Annotated in this window: 11 protein-coding genes; 4 read left to right on the forward strand and 7 right to left on the reverse strand. The window is 62.2% G+C overall.

Annotated features, from left to right (window positions below; translation table 11 throughout):
• Positions 1 to 77: 77 nt before the first annotated feature.
• From EN885_RS20705 to EN885_RS20715, 3 genes are all read right to left on the reverse strand, one after another.
• The gene (locus tag EN885_RS20705) at positions 78 to 3,749 is read right to left on the reverse strand and encodes an SPOR domain-containing protein (protein WP_128241821.1); all 3,672 of its coding nucleotides are present in this window, start codon (positions 3,747 to 3,749) and stop codon (positions 78 to 80) included.
• A gap of 103 nt (positions 3,750 to 3,852) precedes the next feature.
• Positions 3,853 to 5,610 carry an arginine--tRNA ligase gene (argS, locus tag EN885_RS20710; RefSeq protein WP_128241820.1) on the reverse strand — a complete coding sequence of 586 codons (1,758 nt, stop codon included), beginning with the start codon at positions 5,608 to 5,610 and terminating at the stop codon, positions 3,853 to 3,855.
• 61 nt (positions 5,611 to 5,671) lie between these two features.
• Positions 5,672 to 6,886: a deoxyguanosinetriphosphate triphosphohydrolase gene (locus tag EN885_RS20715; RefSeq protein ID WP_128241819.1), complete on the reverse strand. Its 1,215-nt coding sequence runs from the start codon at positions 6,884 to 6,886 to the stop codon at positions 5,672 to 5,674.
• Positions 6,887 to 6,959: 73 nt separating this feature from the next.
• Between EN885_RS20715 and erpA the strand changes: the two genes are divergently transcribed.
• The 4 genes from erpA (at position 6,960) to EN885_RS20735 (ending at position 8,897) form a co-directional block, all read left to right on the forward strand.
• The gene (gene erpA, locus EN885_RS20720; RefSeq protein ID WP_095485474.1) at positions 6,960 to 7,307 is read left to right on the forward strand and encodes an iron-sulfur cluster insertion protein ErpA; all 348 of its coding nucleotides are present in this window, start codon (positions 6,960 to 6,962) and stop codon (positions 7,305 to 7,307) included.
• Positions 7,308 to 7,309: 2 nt separating this feature from the next.
• The gene (locus tag EN885_RS20725) at positions 7,310 to 7,702 is read left to right on the forward strand and encodes a VOC family protein (RefSeq protein WP_128335213.1); all 393 of its coding nucleotides are present in this window, start codon (positions 7,310 to 7,312) and stop codon (positions 7,700 to 7,702) included.
• Between the two features lie 7 nt (positions 7,703 to 7,709).
• Positions 7,710 to 8,504: an exodeoxyribonuclease III gene (xth, locus tag EN885_RS20730; RefSeq protein WP_095485477.1), complete on the forward strand. Its 795-nt coding sequence runs from the start codon at positions 7,710 to 7,712 to the stop codon at positions 8,502 to 8,504.
• Between the two features lie 99 nt (positions 8,505 to 8,603).
• The gene (locus EN885_RS20735) at positions 8,604 to 8,897 is read left to right on the forward strand and encodes a hypothetical protein (protein WP_126106212.1); all 294 of its coding nucleotides are present in this window, start codon (positions 8,604 to 8,606) and stop codon (positions 8,895 to 8,897) included.
• Positions 8,898 to 9,157: 260 nt separating this feature from the next.
• Here the strand turns inward: EN885_RS20735 and EN885_RS20745 are convergent, their stop codons facing one another.
• The 4 genes from EN885_RS20745 to EN885_RS20760 all read right to left on the reverse strand — a co-directional run bounded on the left by EN885_RS20745 (position 9,158) and on the right by EN885_RS20760 (position 16,427).
• Positions 9,158 to 9,994 (reverse strand): tetratricopeptide repeat protein, encoded by an 837-nt coding sequence (locus EN885_RS20745; RefSeq protein WP_126106211.1) that lies wholly within the window; start codon positions 9,992 to 9,994, stop codon positions 9,158 to 9,160.
• Positions 9,981 to 11,705, reverse strand: a complete 1,725-nt coding sequence (gene ilvD, locus EN885_RS20750) for a dihydroxy-acid dehydratase (protein ID WP_128242598.1) — start codon at positions 11,703 to 11,705, stop codon at positions 9,981 to 9,983. Before ilvD ends, EN885_RS20745 begins: the two co-directional genes overlap by 14 nt.
• Positions 11,706 to 11,986: 281 nt before the next feature.
• Positions 11,987 to 13,207 (reverse strand): outer membrane protein transport protein, encoded by a 1,221-nt coding sequence (locus tag EN885_RS20755; protein ID WP_127205942.1) that lies wholly within the window; start codon positions 13,205 to 13,207, stop codon positions 11,987 to 11,989.
• A gap of 436 nt (positions 13,208 to 13,643) precedes the next feature.
• Entirely contained in the window at positions 13,644 to 16,427 is a 2,784-nt protein-coding gene (locus EN885_RS20760) for a valine--tRNA ligase (RefSeq protein WP_128242599.1), read from the reverse strand.
• Positions 16,428 to 16,460: the final 33 nt, after the last annotated feature.

The following is a 16,460-nucleotide window of genomic DNA, read 5'->3' on the forward strand; positions in this document are numbered from 1 at the left end:
ACCAGCCACATAAAAAAACCGGCGCGGTCTGTGACCGCGCCGGCTCTTTCCGCCCAAGGGCGGGAGATTTGAAACGGCTAGCGCGACACGAAGCAGTTGCCGCCGGCAGCCTTGTAGCTGGTGCACAGGTTGATCGCATCGTTGCGCGACTGCGCCGGCACCCGGACGCGGTAGAACGTTCCCTTGCCGGCGATCTCGGCCTTGACGATGTTGGCGGTGCGGCCAGCCAGCACGCTGCCGTAGCGGCGCTGCAGGTCAGCATAGCTGGACTGGGCGCTTTCGACAGTCGGCTGCGAGGCGATCTGCATCGACCACGAGCCACCGCCGGTCGAGGCCGCCGCCGGATTGATGGACGCAACCTGGTCCGGCTTGACCTCGCCGACGACGTCGACAGGCTGGTCGGACGGACGTTGCGGCGCCACCGGAACCGTGGCCGGCGTATTGGCAGGCTGGCTGGTTTGGGCATCGGCCTCAGACTTGGGCGCGGCTGCCGGCTCGGCTGTTTCCGGCCTGGCGGTTTCGGTCTGGTCGCCACCCAGTTGGTCGCCACCCAGTAAGTTACCACTTGCCTGGTCGGCAATAGGCGGGACCGTGCCGGTCTGCTCCGCTTCGCCGGCCTGACCCGCCGGGGCCACATGCTGCGGCGCCGGATCGACAGGGTCGACGGCAGCCACCTGCGCCACCGCAGGCGCCGGATCCTCCCGCGCAACCAGTGAGCCATCTGATTTGACGACCATGGTTCTCACCTTGCGCGGCGCGACGGCGACGACATCGGGGTCTATGCCTTTGTCAGCCTCTTGCAGAACCTGGGCAATACGATCCTCGGACTTGGGCGTCGGCGCGGCGGCGACGTCGGCATTTCCGGCCGCTTGCGTGCCGCCGGCCGCATCGACGCCTTCAGCCGCGTCGAAGTCGTCGGGCGAAAGATCGACCACACGGCTCTGCGGCGGCTCCTTGGCCGTGACGTCCACGGGCTCTTCGGCGTTGGTGACCAGTTTTTCCTGGACCGGTTCGGCAGGCTTCGCGCCACCCTTGGCCACGGCGTCATAAACCTTGTTTTCCTGGTTCGGCACGACGGTGCCGCCCGGATTTTCAGGCCTGATCTTGATCGGTGCGTTGTCCGCCTTGACGATGACCGGCGCGTCGTTGCCGCCGTTGCCACCGAAAGACAGCGCGAAGGCGCCGAGACCGCCGGCGATCGCCACGGCGCCTACAACCGCGGCGACCAGCAGGCCGCGGCGCCGGGGCCTCGCGGTATCCTGCTCCAGGCCTGGAACCGACATGGCCTCATCCAGCTCGGGATCGTAGTCGAGTTCGTCTAAGCCAAAGTCGTTGGCCTGCGGAGCCGGCCGGCCGGCTGGCAAGTCGCCCAGATCGAAGCCGCTGGCGGCATCGGCATAAGCCGCACTGACGGGCGCTTCTGCGGGTCTCGCCGCATAGGTCCGCGTTTCAACGCGGTCGGGCTCATAGCCTGACTGGAACCCGGCCCCCGACTGAAACCCAGCCCCCGACTGGAACCCAGCCCCTGACTGGAATCCGGCATTGTAGGATTCGTCGTCATACGTCGCGCTGCGCGCCGGGGCGGCAGCGACGTCCACGGCATTCATTTCCGTGAGAAGGCTGGCGAACTCGGTGTCGAGATCGTCATAAGCAGGCGCCGCCGGTTCGTCTTCATTGAAGTCGAGGTCCGGAATATCGAGGTCGTCCGCCAGCGCCACGACGCGCTCGGGCACATCGACCGTCTCGACATCGGGCATCTCGTCATACGCCGAAGACTGTTCGCTTTGCGCTGGCGCAGATGCCGCATTGGCGGTATCGTCTTCGGCCGGCTCATCCTGATAGGCCAGGTCGTCCTGATAGGAGGGGGCCGCAGCCATTGGCGGTGTCGTTTCCGTGGTCTTCACCGAGGCCACTTCCGTGGTCCTCGCCGAGGCCGTCGGCTGGGCTGCAAAGGCAGGCTGCGACTGTGCGACCGGCGTTACGCGGCTCCACGAACGGGCCGGCGCCGGCGCAGCGGAGCGTGCCGCCATCCAGTTGAGCGAATCATCCGGATCTTCCTGGTGAGCGGCGGCCGCAACGTTATCGTCGTCGCCATGATCCAGACCGATGTCCTTGGCGAAGGCAGCATGCAATGTATCCTCGTCGAAATCGACATCGGCCGGCCCGGCGGCATCTTCAGCGCCGAAATCCTGGCCCTCGAGCTCATCGAAGAGAACGGTGTCGAGATCGGCATCGGCGGCTTGAACCGCGCCATCCTCCGGCTGCTCCGAAAGGTCTTGCTCGTCAAGGCTCCAGTCCAGTTCGTCGACAGTATCCGTTGGTTTGCCGGCGACCTTTTCAGCTGCGGCCACAGGCTGCTGAACCACGGGTGGCTCGTTGGCCGCGGACGCCGCCACGGGGGCAGTCCGTGTGCTCATGGTGCCCAACAGCGCGTTCAACTCGTCTTCGAGGCTCCGCTCATCAGCGATAGCGGTTGGCGCCGTCGGCTGGGCTGCAACGCCGGAGGCCGGCGCAACCGGCTCTTCGGCTTTCTCGGCAAGCGCGTCCTCGAAACTCAAATCGAAATCGGCGTCGAACGCGTCTTCCAGGGTCGTGGCGGACGGCTCGTCCTTGGCGGCGATAGCCTCCGGTTCGTCAATTTCGGGCGCGTCAATTTCGACTGGTTCATCCGTGCGAACGTCGAAATCCATATCGACATCGGCCATGGCGTCGTCGAAATGGCCGGCAAAGTCCTCCTCGGACTCTTCCGAAACGGCTCGAACAGGCGCAGCAGGAGTTTCAACAGCGGCCTGCTCTAACGGCATATGTTCGTCGAGCATCAACTCGTCTTCGAGCGAGCTTGCGACGGCATTGTCGAATTCGTCGTCGAAGGCGGGCTCGGCGGCCGGCGCGGAGATTTCGGCGGCTTCGGCAGCGGCGGCGTGCTCCGTCGGAACATATTCGTCGAGCGTCAGCTCGTCTTCGAGCGAGCTTGCGACGGCATTGTCGAACTCATCGTCGAAGGCGGGTTCGGCGGCCGGTGTGGAGACTTCGGCAACGGCCGCCTGCTCCATCGGCACGTGCTCGTCCAGCATCAGCTCGTCTTCGAGCGAGCTTGCGACAGCGTTGTCGAATTCTTCATCGAAGGCGGATTCGACCGGCGCGGAAACGGCGGCAGTATTCTGTTCAGCCTCGTCCGTTGCATCGTCGTCGAGCAGGAAATCCGGTTCGAGCGAGGCGGTAAGCTCGTCGTCCCCGAGCTCGACGTCCCCAATCTTGTCGTCCATCGCCAAATCGTCTTCGAATGGCGACACATCTTCGAGCGAACTGGCGAGCGCATCGTCGAAATCGTCATCGAAAGCAGCTTCAACAGCCGGCGCCGATGCTTCGGCAACACCAGAACGCATGTCGTCGGCAGCAACGGCATGGGCAGCCTCATCCGCCGCTTCGTCGTCCAGCAGGAAATCCTGTTCGAGCGCCGCGGCAAGCTCGTCGTCCCCAAGCTCGTCGTCCACCGCGTCAGTGGCATCGAAAACCGGCTCGCGAACCTCGGCGGCGCTGTCATTATCGTCGGCGCCGAATTCGCCCATCAACTCCTTCTCGAGGTCGATGTCGAAATCGCCGTCGTCCACCGGCTGGGTGACGGGAGCCGCCTTCGGCTTGACCGGCTGGCGCGGGTCGAACCCCATGATCCTGGTCAGTTCCGCGAACGGATCATCGTCGGCGATATCGTTTTGGGCGGCTGCTCTCAGCTGGGTTCTGTCTGCCATTATTGTTCCCGAACTCGCACTCATTCGGACGCCATGGACGTCGCGTAGGGTTGGCCCTTACCAGCGCAATGTGGGCAAAAGGTGACAGGTTTTTTAGTCAAACCTAACGCATTTCGGTGGGCGCATCGGCTCCGATCAGCGTCAGGCCGGACGTCAAAACGTCCGAAACAGCCTGCACCAGCCCTAGTCTGGCATGCGTCAATTGTCGGTCGTTAACCTTAACAAAACGTAAGTCCGGATTTTCGGTGCCGCGGTTCCAATGTCCGTGGAAGCTGGAGGCGAGATCGTAGAGGTAGAATGCCAGCCGGTGCGGCTCGAGCGCAAGGGCCGCGGATTCGATCAGCCGCGGATATTCCGCAAGCTTCCTGATTAGGCCGATCTCGCCTTCGTCGGTCAGCCAGGCGGTGGCGGCGGCCAGCCGACTGCGGTCGAAATTGGCCTCGCCCAACTGCTCGCTCGCTTGCCGGAACACCGAATGGCAGCGCGCCGAGGCGTACTGCACGTAGAACACCGGATTGTCCTTCGACTGCTCGGTCACCTTGGCGAAGTCGAAATCGAGCGGCGCATCGTTCTTGCGGTAGAGCATCATGAAGCGGATCGGATCGCGGCCGACTTCCTCCACCACTTCGCGCAGCGTCACGAATTCGCCCGACCGCTTCGACATGCGCACCGGCTCGCCTTCGCGAAAAAGCCTCACCAGCTGGCAAAGCAGCACGGTAAGTTTCACCTCGTCGCCGGCGATCGCCCGGGCGAGCGCTTCCAGGCGCTTCACATAGCCGCCATGATCTGCGCCGAGCACATAGATCAGCTCGACGAAACCGCGATCGACCTTGTCCTTCAAATAGGCGACATCCGCGGCGAAATAGGTGAAGGTGCCGTCGGACTTGACCAGCGCCCGGTCCATGTCGTCGCCGACTGCTGTCGAGCGGAACAGCGTCTGCTCGCGATCCTCCCAATCGTCCGGCTTCTCGCCCTTGGGCGGCGGCAGCTTGCCTTTGTAAATATGGCCCTTGAGCGTCAGGTCGTTGATCGCCAAGCGGATTTTCCGGGCGTTGTCCGCATGCAGCGTGCGCTCCGAGAAAAAGACGTCGTGATGCACGTTGAGCAGCGCCAGATCCTCACGGATCATCGCCATCATCGCATCGATCGTCCTGTCCTTGACGATGGCAAGCGCTTCCTCGTCCGGCATCTGCAACAAGGAGCGGCCAAATTCGCCTGCCAGAGCCTGGCCGACCGGTACAAGATAATCGCCCGGATAAAGCCCGGCCGGAATCTCGCCGATCTCGTCGCCAAGCGCCTCGCGGTAGCGCAGCATGACCGAGCGGCCAAGCACGTCGATCTGCGAACCAGCGTCGTTGATGACATATTCCTTGGTCACGTCATAGCCGGCGAAAGCCATCAGATTGGCGAGCGCATCACCAACCACGGCGCCGCGGCAATGGCCGACATGCATCGGTCCGGTCGGGTTGGCCGAGACATATTCGACATTGGCCTTCCTGCCGCCGCCAACCGTCGAGCGGCCGTAGTTGCGGCCTTCGCCGAGCAGCGCGGTCAGATGCACCTGCCAGAACGCATCCTTCAGCCTGAGGTTGACGAAGCCCGGACCGGCAATTTCGGCGGCGGCAATGTCGGTGTCGGCGCGCAGCGCCTGCGCCAACCTTTCAGCCAGAGCACGTGGCGACTGGCCGGTCGGCTTGGCCAGCACCATTGCCGCATTGGTCGCCAAGTCGCCATGGCTGGCGTCGCGCGGCGGCTCGACGGCGATGCGCGATAGGTCCAGCGTACCGCCGTCCTTGTCTTTCAAATCAAGCGCTTCGACAGCTCTGGTGATTCGCGCGTTGAAATCGGCGAAGATGTTCATTGGTGTGGCTCTGGCGGCTTTGCAGGGATCCGGCTCATTGGCCGGCAAAATCGAGCCCGCCCTAGCTCAATTCAGGCGTATGGTCAAACAAACGGCGGTGTTCTTTCAAAGCGTAGGTATCCGTCATGCCCGCCAGGAAATCGGCAACGCTGCGCGCCTTGATGCGATCGTCGGCCCGGTCGAGCCCTTCGCGCCAGCCATCGGGCATGGCGCGCGGATCGGCGAAATAGACCTCGAACAGGTCCTTGACGATCTGCTCGGCCTCGGTGCGCACGCGCATGACCTCTCTGTGCCGGTAGAGATGCTTGTAGAGAAAGGCCTTCAATTCCTTTTCCGACGCGGCCATTTCGGCGGAAAAGGTCACCATCGTCTCGCCTGCCGCCCTCACCGCGTCGGCGCTCTCCGGCTTGATGCGCGCAAGGTTCGCGGTTGTCGACACGATGACATCTTCGACCATCATCGTGATCTGCCGTCGCATCAGTTCGTGCCCTGTCCTCACATCGTCCAGCGCCGGATAGCGCTGGCGCACGCCTTCGAGGATCGATCCAGGCAAAGAGATCTTTTCCAGCATGTCCAGCGTCAGGAGGCCTGATCTCAGGCCGTCATCGATGTCATGGGTGTTATAGGCGATGTCGTCGGCGATTGCCGCGCACTGCGCCTCGATACCGGCGAAGCGGTCGAGCTTGAGGTCGTGCAACTCCGAATAGTCGCGGATCGCTTGCGGCACCGGCCCCTTCAAGCCCTTTCCCCTGGCGTCGGTCAGCGGTCCGTTGTGCTTGACCAGCCCCTCCAGCGTTTCCCAGGTGAGGTTCAGCCCGTCGAACTCGGCATAGCGGCTCTCCAGCCGCGTCACCACGCGCAGCGATTGTGCATTGTGGTCGAAGCCGCCCCATCCGGCCATCTTCTCGTTCAGCGCGTCCTCGCCGGTGTGGCCGAAGGGCGTGTGGCCGAAATCGTGCACCAGCGCCACCGCCTCGGCCAGATCCTCATCGCCCCGCAGCGCCCGCGCCAAGGCGCGCGCGATCTGCGCCACCTCGATCGAATGCGTCAGCCGGGTGCGGTAATGGTCGCCCTCATGCGCGACGAACACCTGCGTCTTGTGTTTCAGCCGGCGAAAGGCCGTCGAATGGATGATGCGATCGCGGTCGCGCTGGAACGACGTGCGGGTCGGGCTCTCCACCTCGTCGAACAACCTCCCGCGCGACTTCGCCGGATCGCAGGCATAGGCTGCGCGCGGCCGATAGCCGAACCCGATGTCGCCCAACTCGTTGGTCATCGCCGATACCGCAGTTGACTTGCCCCCTCGCGCTTCATACCTATCATGTGAAACCGAAAGCAAGGTGACGCCCATGGGCGCTGATGCCAAGACTGCCATGAAAGTCGAGATGACCGACTCTGCCGCCAGGCGGATCGCCAAGATCGTATCTGGCGAAACCGGCAAGACGGCGCTGCGCGTTTCGGTCGAGGGCGGCGGCTGCTCCGGCTTTTCCTATAAGTTCGACCTGGTCGACACCCGCAACGATGACGACGTCGCGATTGAGAAAGACGGCGCCACCGTGCTGATCGACGACCTCTCGCTGGTCTATATGGGCGGCTCGGTGATCGATTTCGTCGACGATCTGATGGGCCAGTCGTTCCAGATCAGGAACCCGAATGCGGTCGCCTCGTGCGGCTGCGGCACCAGCTTCAGTATTTAGAAATGCCTGCCATCGGCGCGGTCCGTCAGGTCGCGCTTTCAGCCGGGCGCGATCTCGATGCAACGCTGGCGTTCTGGCACGACGTGCTCGGCATGGCGGTCCACGTGCGCTTCGATCCGCCCGGCATCGCCTTCATCATGGCCGGCGACGTGCGGCTGCTGTTCACCGATGGCCTGCCGGCCGGCACCGTCTATCTCGATATATCAGACCTCGACGATTCCCACGCCTCGGCAAAAACCGCCGGTGTCCCCTTCACTGCGCCGCCGATGCTCGTCCATCGCGATACCGAAGGCCTGTTCGGGCCGGCGGGGGAAAGCGAATGGATGGCCTTCCTAAAGGACCCGGCAGGCAATACGATCGGCCTCGTCGAACGTCATCCGCCGGAACAGCAATGAGGCCGCCATGAAAATCGTCACCTGGAACATCAACGGCGTTCGGGCCCGCATCGGCAATCTGACCCATTGGCTGACGGAGAGCGCGCCTGATATCGCCTGCCTGCAGGAGATCAAGACGGTCGACGAGCAGTTTCCGCGCGCCGAGATCGAGGCGCTTGGCTACAACGTCGAAACCCATGGCCAAAAGGGCTTTAACGGCGTCGCCATCCTGTCGAAGCTGCGCTTCGACGAGGTTATCAGAGGCCTGCCTGGCGACGATGCCGACGAGCAGGCGCGTTTCATCGAGGGCGTGTTCTCAACCGACAAGGGCGCGTTGCGCGTTGCCTCGCTCTATTTGCCGAACGGCAACCCAATCGATGACGAGAAGAAGTTCTCCTACAAACTGTCCTGGATGGCGCGGCTGGAGCGCTGGGCCGAGGAACGGCTCTCGCTCGAAGAGGCGCTGGTGCTGGCCGGGGACTACAATGTCATCCCCGAATTCATCGACGCGAAATTCCCGGAGAACTGGCTGGGCGATGCGCTGTTCCAGCCGCAGACGAGGCAGGCGTTCCGGCGGCTGAAGAATCTCGGCTTCACCGAAGCCGTGCGCGCGGTCACCGACGCGCCGGACACCTACACATTCTGGGACTATCAGGCCGGCGCGTGGCAGAAGAACAACGGCATCCGGATCGATCACTTGCTGCTTTCGCCCGAAGCCGCCAACCGCTTTTCCTCAGCCTCGATCGAAAAGCACGTGCGCGCCTGGGAAAAACCCTCCGACCACGTGCCGGTGGCCGTCGAGCTGGCTTTTGCGCCAATCTGATCATTTCGAGGTTCGGATCGCCCGGATTCCCGGCCGATAGACCGTCATATCGCCACAATCCGGGGTTCCGCTGCAATTCGGGTTCGGCTGGGATTCAGGATGACGATCAGGTTTGCGCTTTGCCCATGTGCTGCGGCGCTCGCCCTCGCGGCGAACCCGGCTTTTGCCGACGCGGAATGCCTGGCCAACGGAAAATCATTCCAGATCGGCCAGGTCGCCTGCCTGACGCTTTCCGGCCAGAGCCACCTCGCCCGTTGCGACATGGTTCTCAACAACACGTCGTGGACAAAGATTCGGGACGATTGTCCGGAAAATACGACGCCGCGTCCGCACGCCACGCCAATCTCGACACCGGCGCCAAGCCCGGTGCCGGCGGAGCCCATCGAGAACTGATTTTTACGCGGCCGGCGCCGCCCCTCATTGCCCTGCCGGGCATTTCTCCCCGTATAGTGACGGGGAGAAAGACGCTGTCATCACTGATTTCGCCAATCACCAGCGTTGCAGAAAGTGCGCCAAGGCTGCAGCAAGCGCCCTTCTCCCCGTCACTATACGGGGAGAAGCTGCCGGCAGGCGGATGAGGGGCGGCGCAAAGCTTCGAAAGCTGAATTCGCCACTCTAAAGAGTTCCAGTTCAGTCCTCAGCGAGCGCCAATCCTATTGGTCGCTGCCGCCCTTGGTGAGGATGTCATCGGCCAGCGAAATCGCAGTACGGCGGTCGGCCTCGCCCGCCGCAGCGAACGCCTCTTCCTGCATGCCGCGTATCCATGGCTGGTCGGAAGGTGAGGCCCGTTCAAGTGCCGCGGTCATCATTGCCAGTCCCCGAACGATCTTGCCGCTCTGGAAGAGCAGGTTGCCGAGCGTCGCCTGCGCACCGGCATGGCCCTTTTCCGCAGCGAGCTGGAACCAGCGTCCGGCCTGCTTGATGCTGGCCTTGACGCCGCCCTTGCCGTTCAGAAAGATCTGGCCCATCTCGAACTGCGCATTCGGGTTGCGGTAGTTGGCGGCGGCACGCATGTAATATTCCTGGGCCGCCACCTCGTTCTCTGTGATGGGGCTGCCGGGGATGCCCTTCCTCAAATAATCGCCGAGCGCCACGAGCGCATCCGATACATAGCTCTCTTCCGGCGAGCCGGGCTCAACGTCCTGGTCAACGATCTCTGAGAAGAACTTGAATGCCGCGTAATCGTCGCGCTCCACGCCGTCACCCTCGGCATACATGCGCGCAAGCTTCCAGGTGGCGCCGATCTGGCCATTTTCGGCCGCGTATTTGTAAGCTTCCGCGGCCTGCTCCTTGCGGCCGTTCTTGTAGGCAGAGAAGCCGAACTGGAACACCGCCCACGGGCTCGACTGCGGCTTCACGCCGGTCTTGTCGTCGAACACCTTATCATCGAAGGCCACGGCCTGGCCCGCGGCGCCCAAGGTCGCGCCAAAAGTGGCGATCGCGACCAGTGCCGAAAAGACAGACGACCTCAGCAACTCAGATATCCGCATAACAATGTGTTTCTTTCGCACCACCGGGATGGGTGACCGCGCCGTCGCGGGCTGGCCCAACCGTTTGTACATATTTCCAGATCGCGCCCGACTGATAGTCGGTCGCGCGCGCCTTCCATGCCTTTGCCCTTGCCGCCAATTCGGTATCGGACAGATCAACCTCGATCGTGCCGTTCACCGCGTCGATCGAGATCAAATCGCCATCCTTGAGCAGCCCGATCGGACCACCCACGGCAGCTTCCGGCCCGACATGGCCGATGCAGAAACCGCGTGTCGCGCCCGAAAAGCGTCCATCGGTGATGAGAGCCACCTTGCCGCCCATGCCCTGGCCATAGAGAGCAGCCGTCGTCGATAGCATTTCCCGCATGCCCGGACCGCCGCGCGGCCCCTCGTAGCGGATGACGAGAACCTCGCCCTCGCTGTAGCTGCGATCCGTAACCGCCTGGAAACATTCCTCTTCCGAATCGAAGCAGCGCGCCGGACCAGAGAATTTCAGCTCCGACATGCCCGCGACCTTCACGATCGCGCCTTCGGGGGCAAGGTTTCCCTTCAAGCCCACGACACCACCCGTTTGGGTGATTGGTCGGTTGGCGGGACGGACCACATCCTGGCTATCATTCCAGGCTACATGCTCCATATTTTCGGCTAAAGTGCGGCCGGTCACTGTCAGGCAGTCGCCATGCAGATAGCCGTGGTCGAGCAACGTCTTCATCAAGAGCGGAATACCGCCGGCCTCGAACATGTCCTTGGCTACATATTTGCCACCCGGCTTCAGGTCGGCGATGTAGGGCGTCTTCTCGAAGATCCTGGCCACGTCGAAGAGGTCGAACTTAATCCCCGCCTCATGCGCGATCGCCGGCAAATGCAGCGCTGCGTTGGTCGAGCCGCCGGTGGCCGAAACCACAGTTGCCGCATTCTCCAGCGCCTTCAGCGTGACGATATCGCGCGGGCGGATATTCTTTGCGATCAGCTCCATGATCTTTTCGCCGGAGGCGAAATTGAAGCGGTCGCGCATCTCGTAAGGCGCCGGCGCCCCGCAGGAATAGGGCAGCGCCAGGCCGATGGCCTCGGCGACGGTGGCCATGGTGTTGGCGGTGAATTGGGCACCGCAAGAGCCGGCCGACGGACAAGCGGCCTGTTCGATTTCGAGGAGTTCGGCGTCATCGATGGTGCCGACCGAGTGCTGGCCGACGGCCTCGAACACGTCCTGGATAGTGATTTGCCGGCCCTTGTAGGAACCGGGCAGGATCGAGCCGCCATAGATGAAGATCGACGGCACGTTGAGCCGCACCATGGCCATCATCATGCCGGGCAGCGACTTGTCGCAGCCGGCAAGGCCGACCAGCGCGTCGTAGCAGTGGCCGCGCATGGTGAGTTCGACCGAATCGGCGATGACCTCGCGCGATACCAGCGACGATTTCATGCCCTGGTGGCCCATGGCGATGCCGTCGGTGACGGTGATGGTGCAGAATTCGCGCGGCGTGCCGTTAGCCGCGGCGACGCCCTTCTTGACCACCTGCGCCTGTCGCATCAGCGAGATGTTGCAGGGTGCCGCCTCATTCCAGCAGCTCGCGACGCCGACCAGCGGCTGCGCGATCTCGGCCGCCGACAATCCCATCGCATAGAGATAGGAGCGGTGCGGCGCACGCGCCGGACCGACGGTCACGTGGCGGCTGGGCAGCTTGGCCTTGGAGATGACTCTGGCGTCCATACTCGTCCTTGCCGCGGGCGATGCGGCCCTGCCCCATTGCCGAACCTGTTGGCACGTATCCCGAGACAAATCCGAGGTGCGCCGGGTTTATGGCGGGAAATAGGCAATGTCCCTGGGCGCCCTTGCGGCGCGAGGGTTGCCCAGAAACTGTTGCCAAAACGTCACAATAGCAGGAGGCATAGGAACGCGGCGTATTTGCGACGCCGCTTGGATGTTCGGGAAGGCCACTCGAACAAAAAAGCCGGGCATTGCCCGGCTCTTTTACTATTGAAAACTTATACTTAGAACTTGACCTTAACCGAAGCTGAGCCTGCAAGGAGCAGATCGTCGCCGTAGGTGTAGGTAATGGCATTTGCCGTGTCGCCAACACCGGTGAAGGTAGACGACCCACCGGTCAGAACACCGATCGAGCCACCAAGTCTAACTTCGATCTTGTCGTTGGGCGAGTAAGAAATGCCGCTGGCCACGGACCAGGTGTCCGACTGATAGCCGGAGGTCGTCGAGGTTCCACGATCCCAGGTCAGCGAAACCGCGCCCGACAATTGGTCGGTGAACTTGTGAGCTATGCCGCCCGTGACCGTCCAGCCATCGCGATACAGCAGGTCGAAGGAAACGGGCGATGGAGCACCGGTCACAGGACTACGCACGCCATTGATGGGAATGATGCCAAGCCTGCTCCATTCTTGCCAGCGGATAGAGCCAAAGGCCAGCCAGCCAGGAGCTATGCCGCTCTGCAGCTTGAGTTCCACAGCTTGGGGTATCTCGGCCGAGGCGGAGACAGGAAACACCCCGGTAGAGCCTGGAATCAGATCCGCTGGAAAGGCGCCCCTAAAACCGGTCGAGTCGACGGTTCCCGACAGTCCATCATATTTGTAGCTCGAAGAGTATATCAGGCTTGCGCGCAAGGCGATCTCGGGAATTTCATAGGCGGTGCCCACGCGCCAACCCCATGCCTCATCGGAAAGCTTGAATTTTCCGAGGCCGGTATTGCCGAAGGCCAACAGTGTCTGGCGGGACAGAAACGCATCGACCTCCTGGTAGGAGACGCCGCCGATGAACCGGATGGCGCCCTTGCCGAGATTTACCTTGTAGGAGCAGGTAAGGCCGAAATCATTTGTTTTGACGTAGTATTTGACCGCCGTTGGCGAATAGGCGTTGTTCATTCCGAAGTCTGCCTCCGCACCGTACGGTTCCGTATACGTCGCAAGACAATCCACTGGTTCGAAGATGTTGGCCTTGAAGCCGACGCGCGGCACCGCGTAGTCGCCACCAACGTCTATTTCCGACGTCGACATTCCCGAGCCATCCAGGCGCTGCACATTCTTCAGTGTGCGCTGTGGCGAAACATAGGTGATGCCGGCATCGAACGAATACGGTGCGGCATCAAATAACTGGTCGATGTTGACACCGCCGCGGTCGAAGCCGCCGGCATTCGCAACGCCCGAAATCAATAGCGAAAAGCACCCCGCCCCCAGCAGCGCTTTCAGACGCAAATTGTTCATGAATCTCCTCCCCGAACATTAGTGGGGTCAAGCTAGAACCAATTCAGGTTAACGGCGCAACAACGAATTCTCGATGTGTACACGTACACCTGCGACGACCGCATTTTAGACAAAGTGACAGCTTCACCGCAGAGCCGGAAAACGGCCTATTGGGTTGCAAATCGACGAAAAAATTGAGAAAAATCGCATGAAACGACGCAAAAACAGCCCGTTTTGCAAAAATAAGCCCCATTGTTACATTACGGCAACAATAGGGCCAAAACATTCCGTTTACGTCAGGATTTACGCTGCGGAATGCCTATTTTCGTGGCAGGAAGCCCATCCGAAAAGCGGGTTCGGAGACTCGGGAATCCAGAGCATCGGACCCAAAAACGGAACGCCGGTTTTGGAACGATTCGATGCCCAAAAAGTCCGATGCTCAAACACCAGAGATAGGTTAACCGGCCTCACGCACCCGCGTCAGCGCCACCGAAAGCTTTTCTTGCGCCTCGCGATACTCGGCGAGTTTTTCGCGCTCGGCTTCCACGACATCTTCCGGCGCGTTGGCGACGAATTTCTCGTTGGACAGCTTCTTGTGCAGGCGGGCGATCTCCTCGGTCACCTTGACCAGTTCCTTCTGCAGCCGCGCCGCCTCGGCGGTAAGGTCGATCAGGCTGCCGAGCGGCAGGCAGATGGTCGCCTCGTTGAGCACGATCTGGGCGGAGCCCCTGGGCGCCGTATCGACCAGCGAGATGTCGCCGACCCGCGCCAGCCGCTTGATGGCCGATGCCTGGCGCTCAAGCCTTTCGCGGGTCGTGGCATTGGCGCCGATCACCATCAGCGGCGCGATCGCGGCCGGCGGCACGTTCATCTCCGAGCGCACGGAGCGGATACCTGAGACGAGATCGACCAGCCAGTTGATGTCGGCGGCCGCTGCCTCATCCTCGAAGTCGGGCGACGGCCAGGCGGCATGGCAAAGCAGCGACGGCCGTTCCTTGCCCTCGCCTGATGTCTCAGCCCACAGTTCTTCGGTCATGAACGGCATCATCGGATGCAGCAGCTTATAGATCTCATCGAGCACGAAGGCGACGCAGGCCCGGCTCTCGGCCTTGGCAGCCTCGTCAGTGCCCATGAACACCGGCTTCAGCAGTTCCAGATACCAGTCGCAGAACAGGTTCCAGACGAAGCGATAGGCCGCACCCGCCGCCTCGTTGAAGCGGTATGAGGTGATGCCATCGGTGATTTCGCGCGCGGCGCGCGTCAGTTCGGTCAGGATCCAGCGGTTGACCGCCAGCTTGGCGTCGTTCAGCCAGAAATCGTCGTTCCTTGCGACGTCATTCATCTCGGCAAAACGCGTCGCGTTCCACAGCTTGGTGCCGAAGTTGCGGTAGCCGGCGATGCGAGCCGGATCGAGCTTCACGTCGCGTCCTTGCGCCGCCATCACCGTCAGCGTGAAGCGCAGGGCGTCAGCGCCGTATTCGTCGATGAGATCGAGCGGGTCGATGACGTTGCCTTTCGACTTCGACATCTTCTGCCCGTTCTTGTCGCGCACTAGCGCGTGCATATAGACGGTATGGAACGGCTCCTCGTCCATGAAATGCAGGCCCATCATCATCATGCGAGCGACCCAGAAGAAGATCAGGTCGAAACCGGTCACCAGCACGTCGGTCTGATAGTAGGTCTTCAGTTCCGGCGTCTTTTCCGGCCAGCCAAGCGTCGAGAACGGCCACAGCGCCGAAGAGAACCATGTGTCGAGCACGTCCTCGTCGCGGGTCAGTATCTCGCCCGGCTTGAAGTTCTCGAGCTTGTCCTCGACCCAGGCCTTCCATGGCCCTTCCAGCGCCAGATAATATTCGACGGCGGCTGCGAGCGCCTCCTCCTCGGTCTTCTCGACGAAGACACGCCCGTCCGGCCCGTACCAGGCCGGGATCTGGTGCCCCCACCAGAGTTGGCGCGAGATGCACCAGGGTTCAATGTTTTCCATCCACTGGAAGTAAGTCTTCTCCCAACTGCCGGGTATGATCTTCGTGCGGCCTTCGCGCACGGACGCGATCGCCGGCTTGGCGAGTTCGGCCGCATTGACATACCACTGGTCGGTCAGGAACGGTTCGATCGGCACGCCGCCGCGATCGCCATGCGGCACGGCATGGCGGTGCGGCTCGACCTTTTCGAGGAAACCGCCCGCCTCCATCAACTCGACGACCCTTTTGCGCGCGGCGAAACGATCGAGGCCGTTGAGCTCATCCCAGACGGACTCGCGCTCGGGGGTAACTTCAAGCCCGGCGAGAAAATCTTCATTGTCCGTGAGGGTCACCGCCGCCTCGACGGTGAGAATGTTGATCGCCGGCAGCCTGTGGCGCTTGCCGACCTCGAAGTCGTTGAAATCATGCGCCGGCGTGATCTTGACCGCGCCGCTGCCCTTTTCCGGATCGGAATATTCGTCCGCCACCACCGGGATCTTGCGGCCGACGATCGGCAGGACGAGGTTTTTGCCAACCAGGTGCCGAAAACGCTCGTCGTCCGGATGCACCGCGACCGCCGTATCGCCCAGCATCGTCTCGGGGCGCGTCGTCGCCACGGTGATGAAGGTTTTTGGATTTTCCGGATCGAAGATCTCGCCTTCGACCGGATAGCGGAAGTGCCAGAGGTTGCCGTTGACCTCCTGCTGCTCGACCTCAAGATCGGAAATCGCTGTCAGCAGCTTCGGGTCCCAGTTCACAAGCCGCTTGTCCTTGTAGATCAGCCCTTCCTTGTAGAGCGTCACGAACACTTCGAGCACCGCCTTGGACAGGCCCTCGTCCATGGTGAAGCGCTCTCTGCTCCAGTCGGCCGATGCCCCCAGCCGCTTCAGCTGGTTGAGGATCGCGCCGCCGGATTCGGCCTTCCACTCCCATACTTTCTCGATGAACTCATCGCGCGTCAGGTCGCGGCGGTGGATCTGCTTCTCCATGAGTCGGCGCTCGACCACCATCTGCGTGGCGATGCCGGCATGGTCCATGCCCGGCTGCCACAGCACGTTCTTGCCGCGCATGCGCTCGAAGCGCACCAATATGTCCTGCAGCGTGTTGTTGAGCGCGTGGCCCATATGCAGCGAGCCGGTGACGTTCGGCGGCGGGATGACGATGGTGAAGGCTTCGGCACCCTCCTCGGCGCCTGCGCCGGCACGAAACGCGTCGGCCTCTTCCCAGATTTTAGCGATCTTCGGCTCGACGGTTTTGGCGTCGTAGGTTTTTTCGAGCATGGAAAGGCGTCCGAGCTGTCGGGATTGTTGGGT

The organism is Mesorhizobium sp. M6A.T.Cr.TU.014.01.1.1, assembly GCF_004022765.1.
Taxonomy (GTDB): domain Bacteria; phylum Pseudomonadota; class Alphaproteobacteria; order Rhizobiales; family Rhizobiaceae; genus Mesorhizobium; species Mesorhizobium mediterraneum.

Excerpts from the sequence above, each read along its gene's own strand:
- EN885_RS20705 (WP_128241821.1), bottom strand. The coding sequence starts at position 3,749 with ATGGCAGACAGAACCCAGCTGAGAGCAGCCGCCCAAAACGATATCGCC.
- argS (WP_128241820.1), bottom strand. The coding sequence starts at position 5,610 with ATGAACATCTTCGCCGATTTCAACGCGCGAATCACCAGAGCTGTCGAA.
- EN885_RS20715 (WP_128241819.1), bottom strand. The coding sequence starts at position 6,886 with ATGACCAACGAGTTGGGCGACATCGGGTTCGGCTATCGGCCGCGCGCA.
- erpA (WP_095485474.1), top strand. The coding sequence starts at position 6,960 with ATGGGCGCTGATGCCAAGACTGCCATGAAAGTCGAGATGACCGACTCT.
- EN885_RS20725 (WP_128335213.1), top strand. The coding sequence starts at position 7,310 with ATGCCTGCCATCGGCGCGGTCCGTCAGGTCGCGCTTTCAGCCGGGCGC.
- xth (WP_095485477.1), top strand. The coding sequence starts at position 7,710 with ATGAAAATCGTCACCTGGAACATCAACGGCGTTCGGGCCCGCATCGGC.
- EN885_RS20735 (WP_126106212.1), top strand. The coding sequence starts at position 8,604 with ATGACGATCAGGTTTGCGCTTTGCCCATGTGCTGCGGCGCTCGCCCTC.
- EN885_RS20745 (WP_126106211.1), bottom strand. The coding sequence starts at position 9,994 with ATGCGGATATCTGAGTTGCTGAGGTCGTCTGTCTTTTCGGCACTGGTC.
- ilvD (WP_128242598.1), bottom strand. The coding sequence starts at position 11,705 with ATGGACGCCAGAGTCATCTCCAAGGCCAAGCTGCCCAGCCGCCACGTG.
- EN885_RS20755 (WP_127205942.1), bottom strand. The coding sequence starts at position 13,207 with ATGAACAATTTGCGTCTGAAAGCGCTGCTGGGGGCGGGGTGCTTTTCG.
- EN885_RS20760 (WP_128242599.1), bottom strand. The coding sequence starts at position 16,427 with ATGCTCGAAAAAACCTACGACGCCAAAACCGTCGAGCCGAAGATCGCT.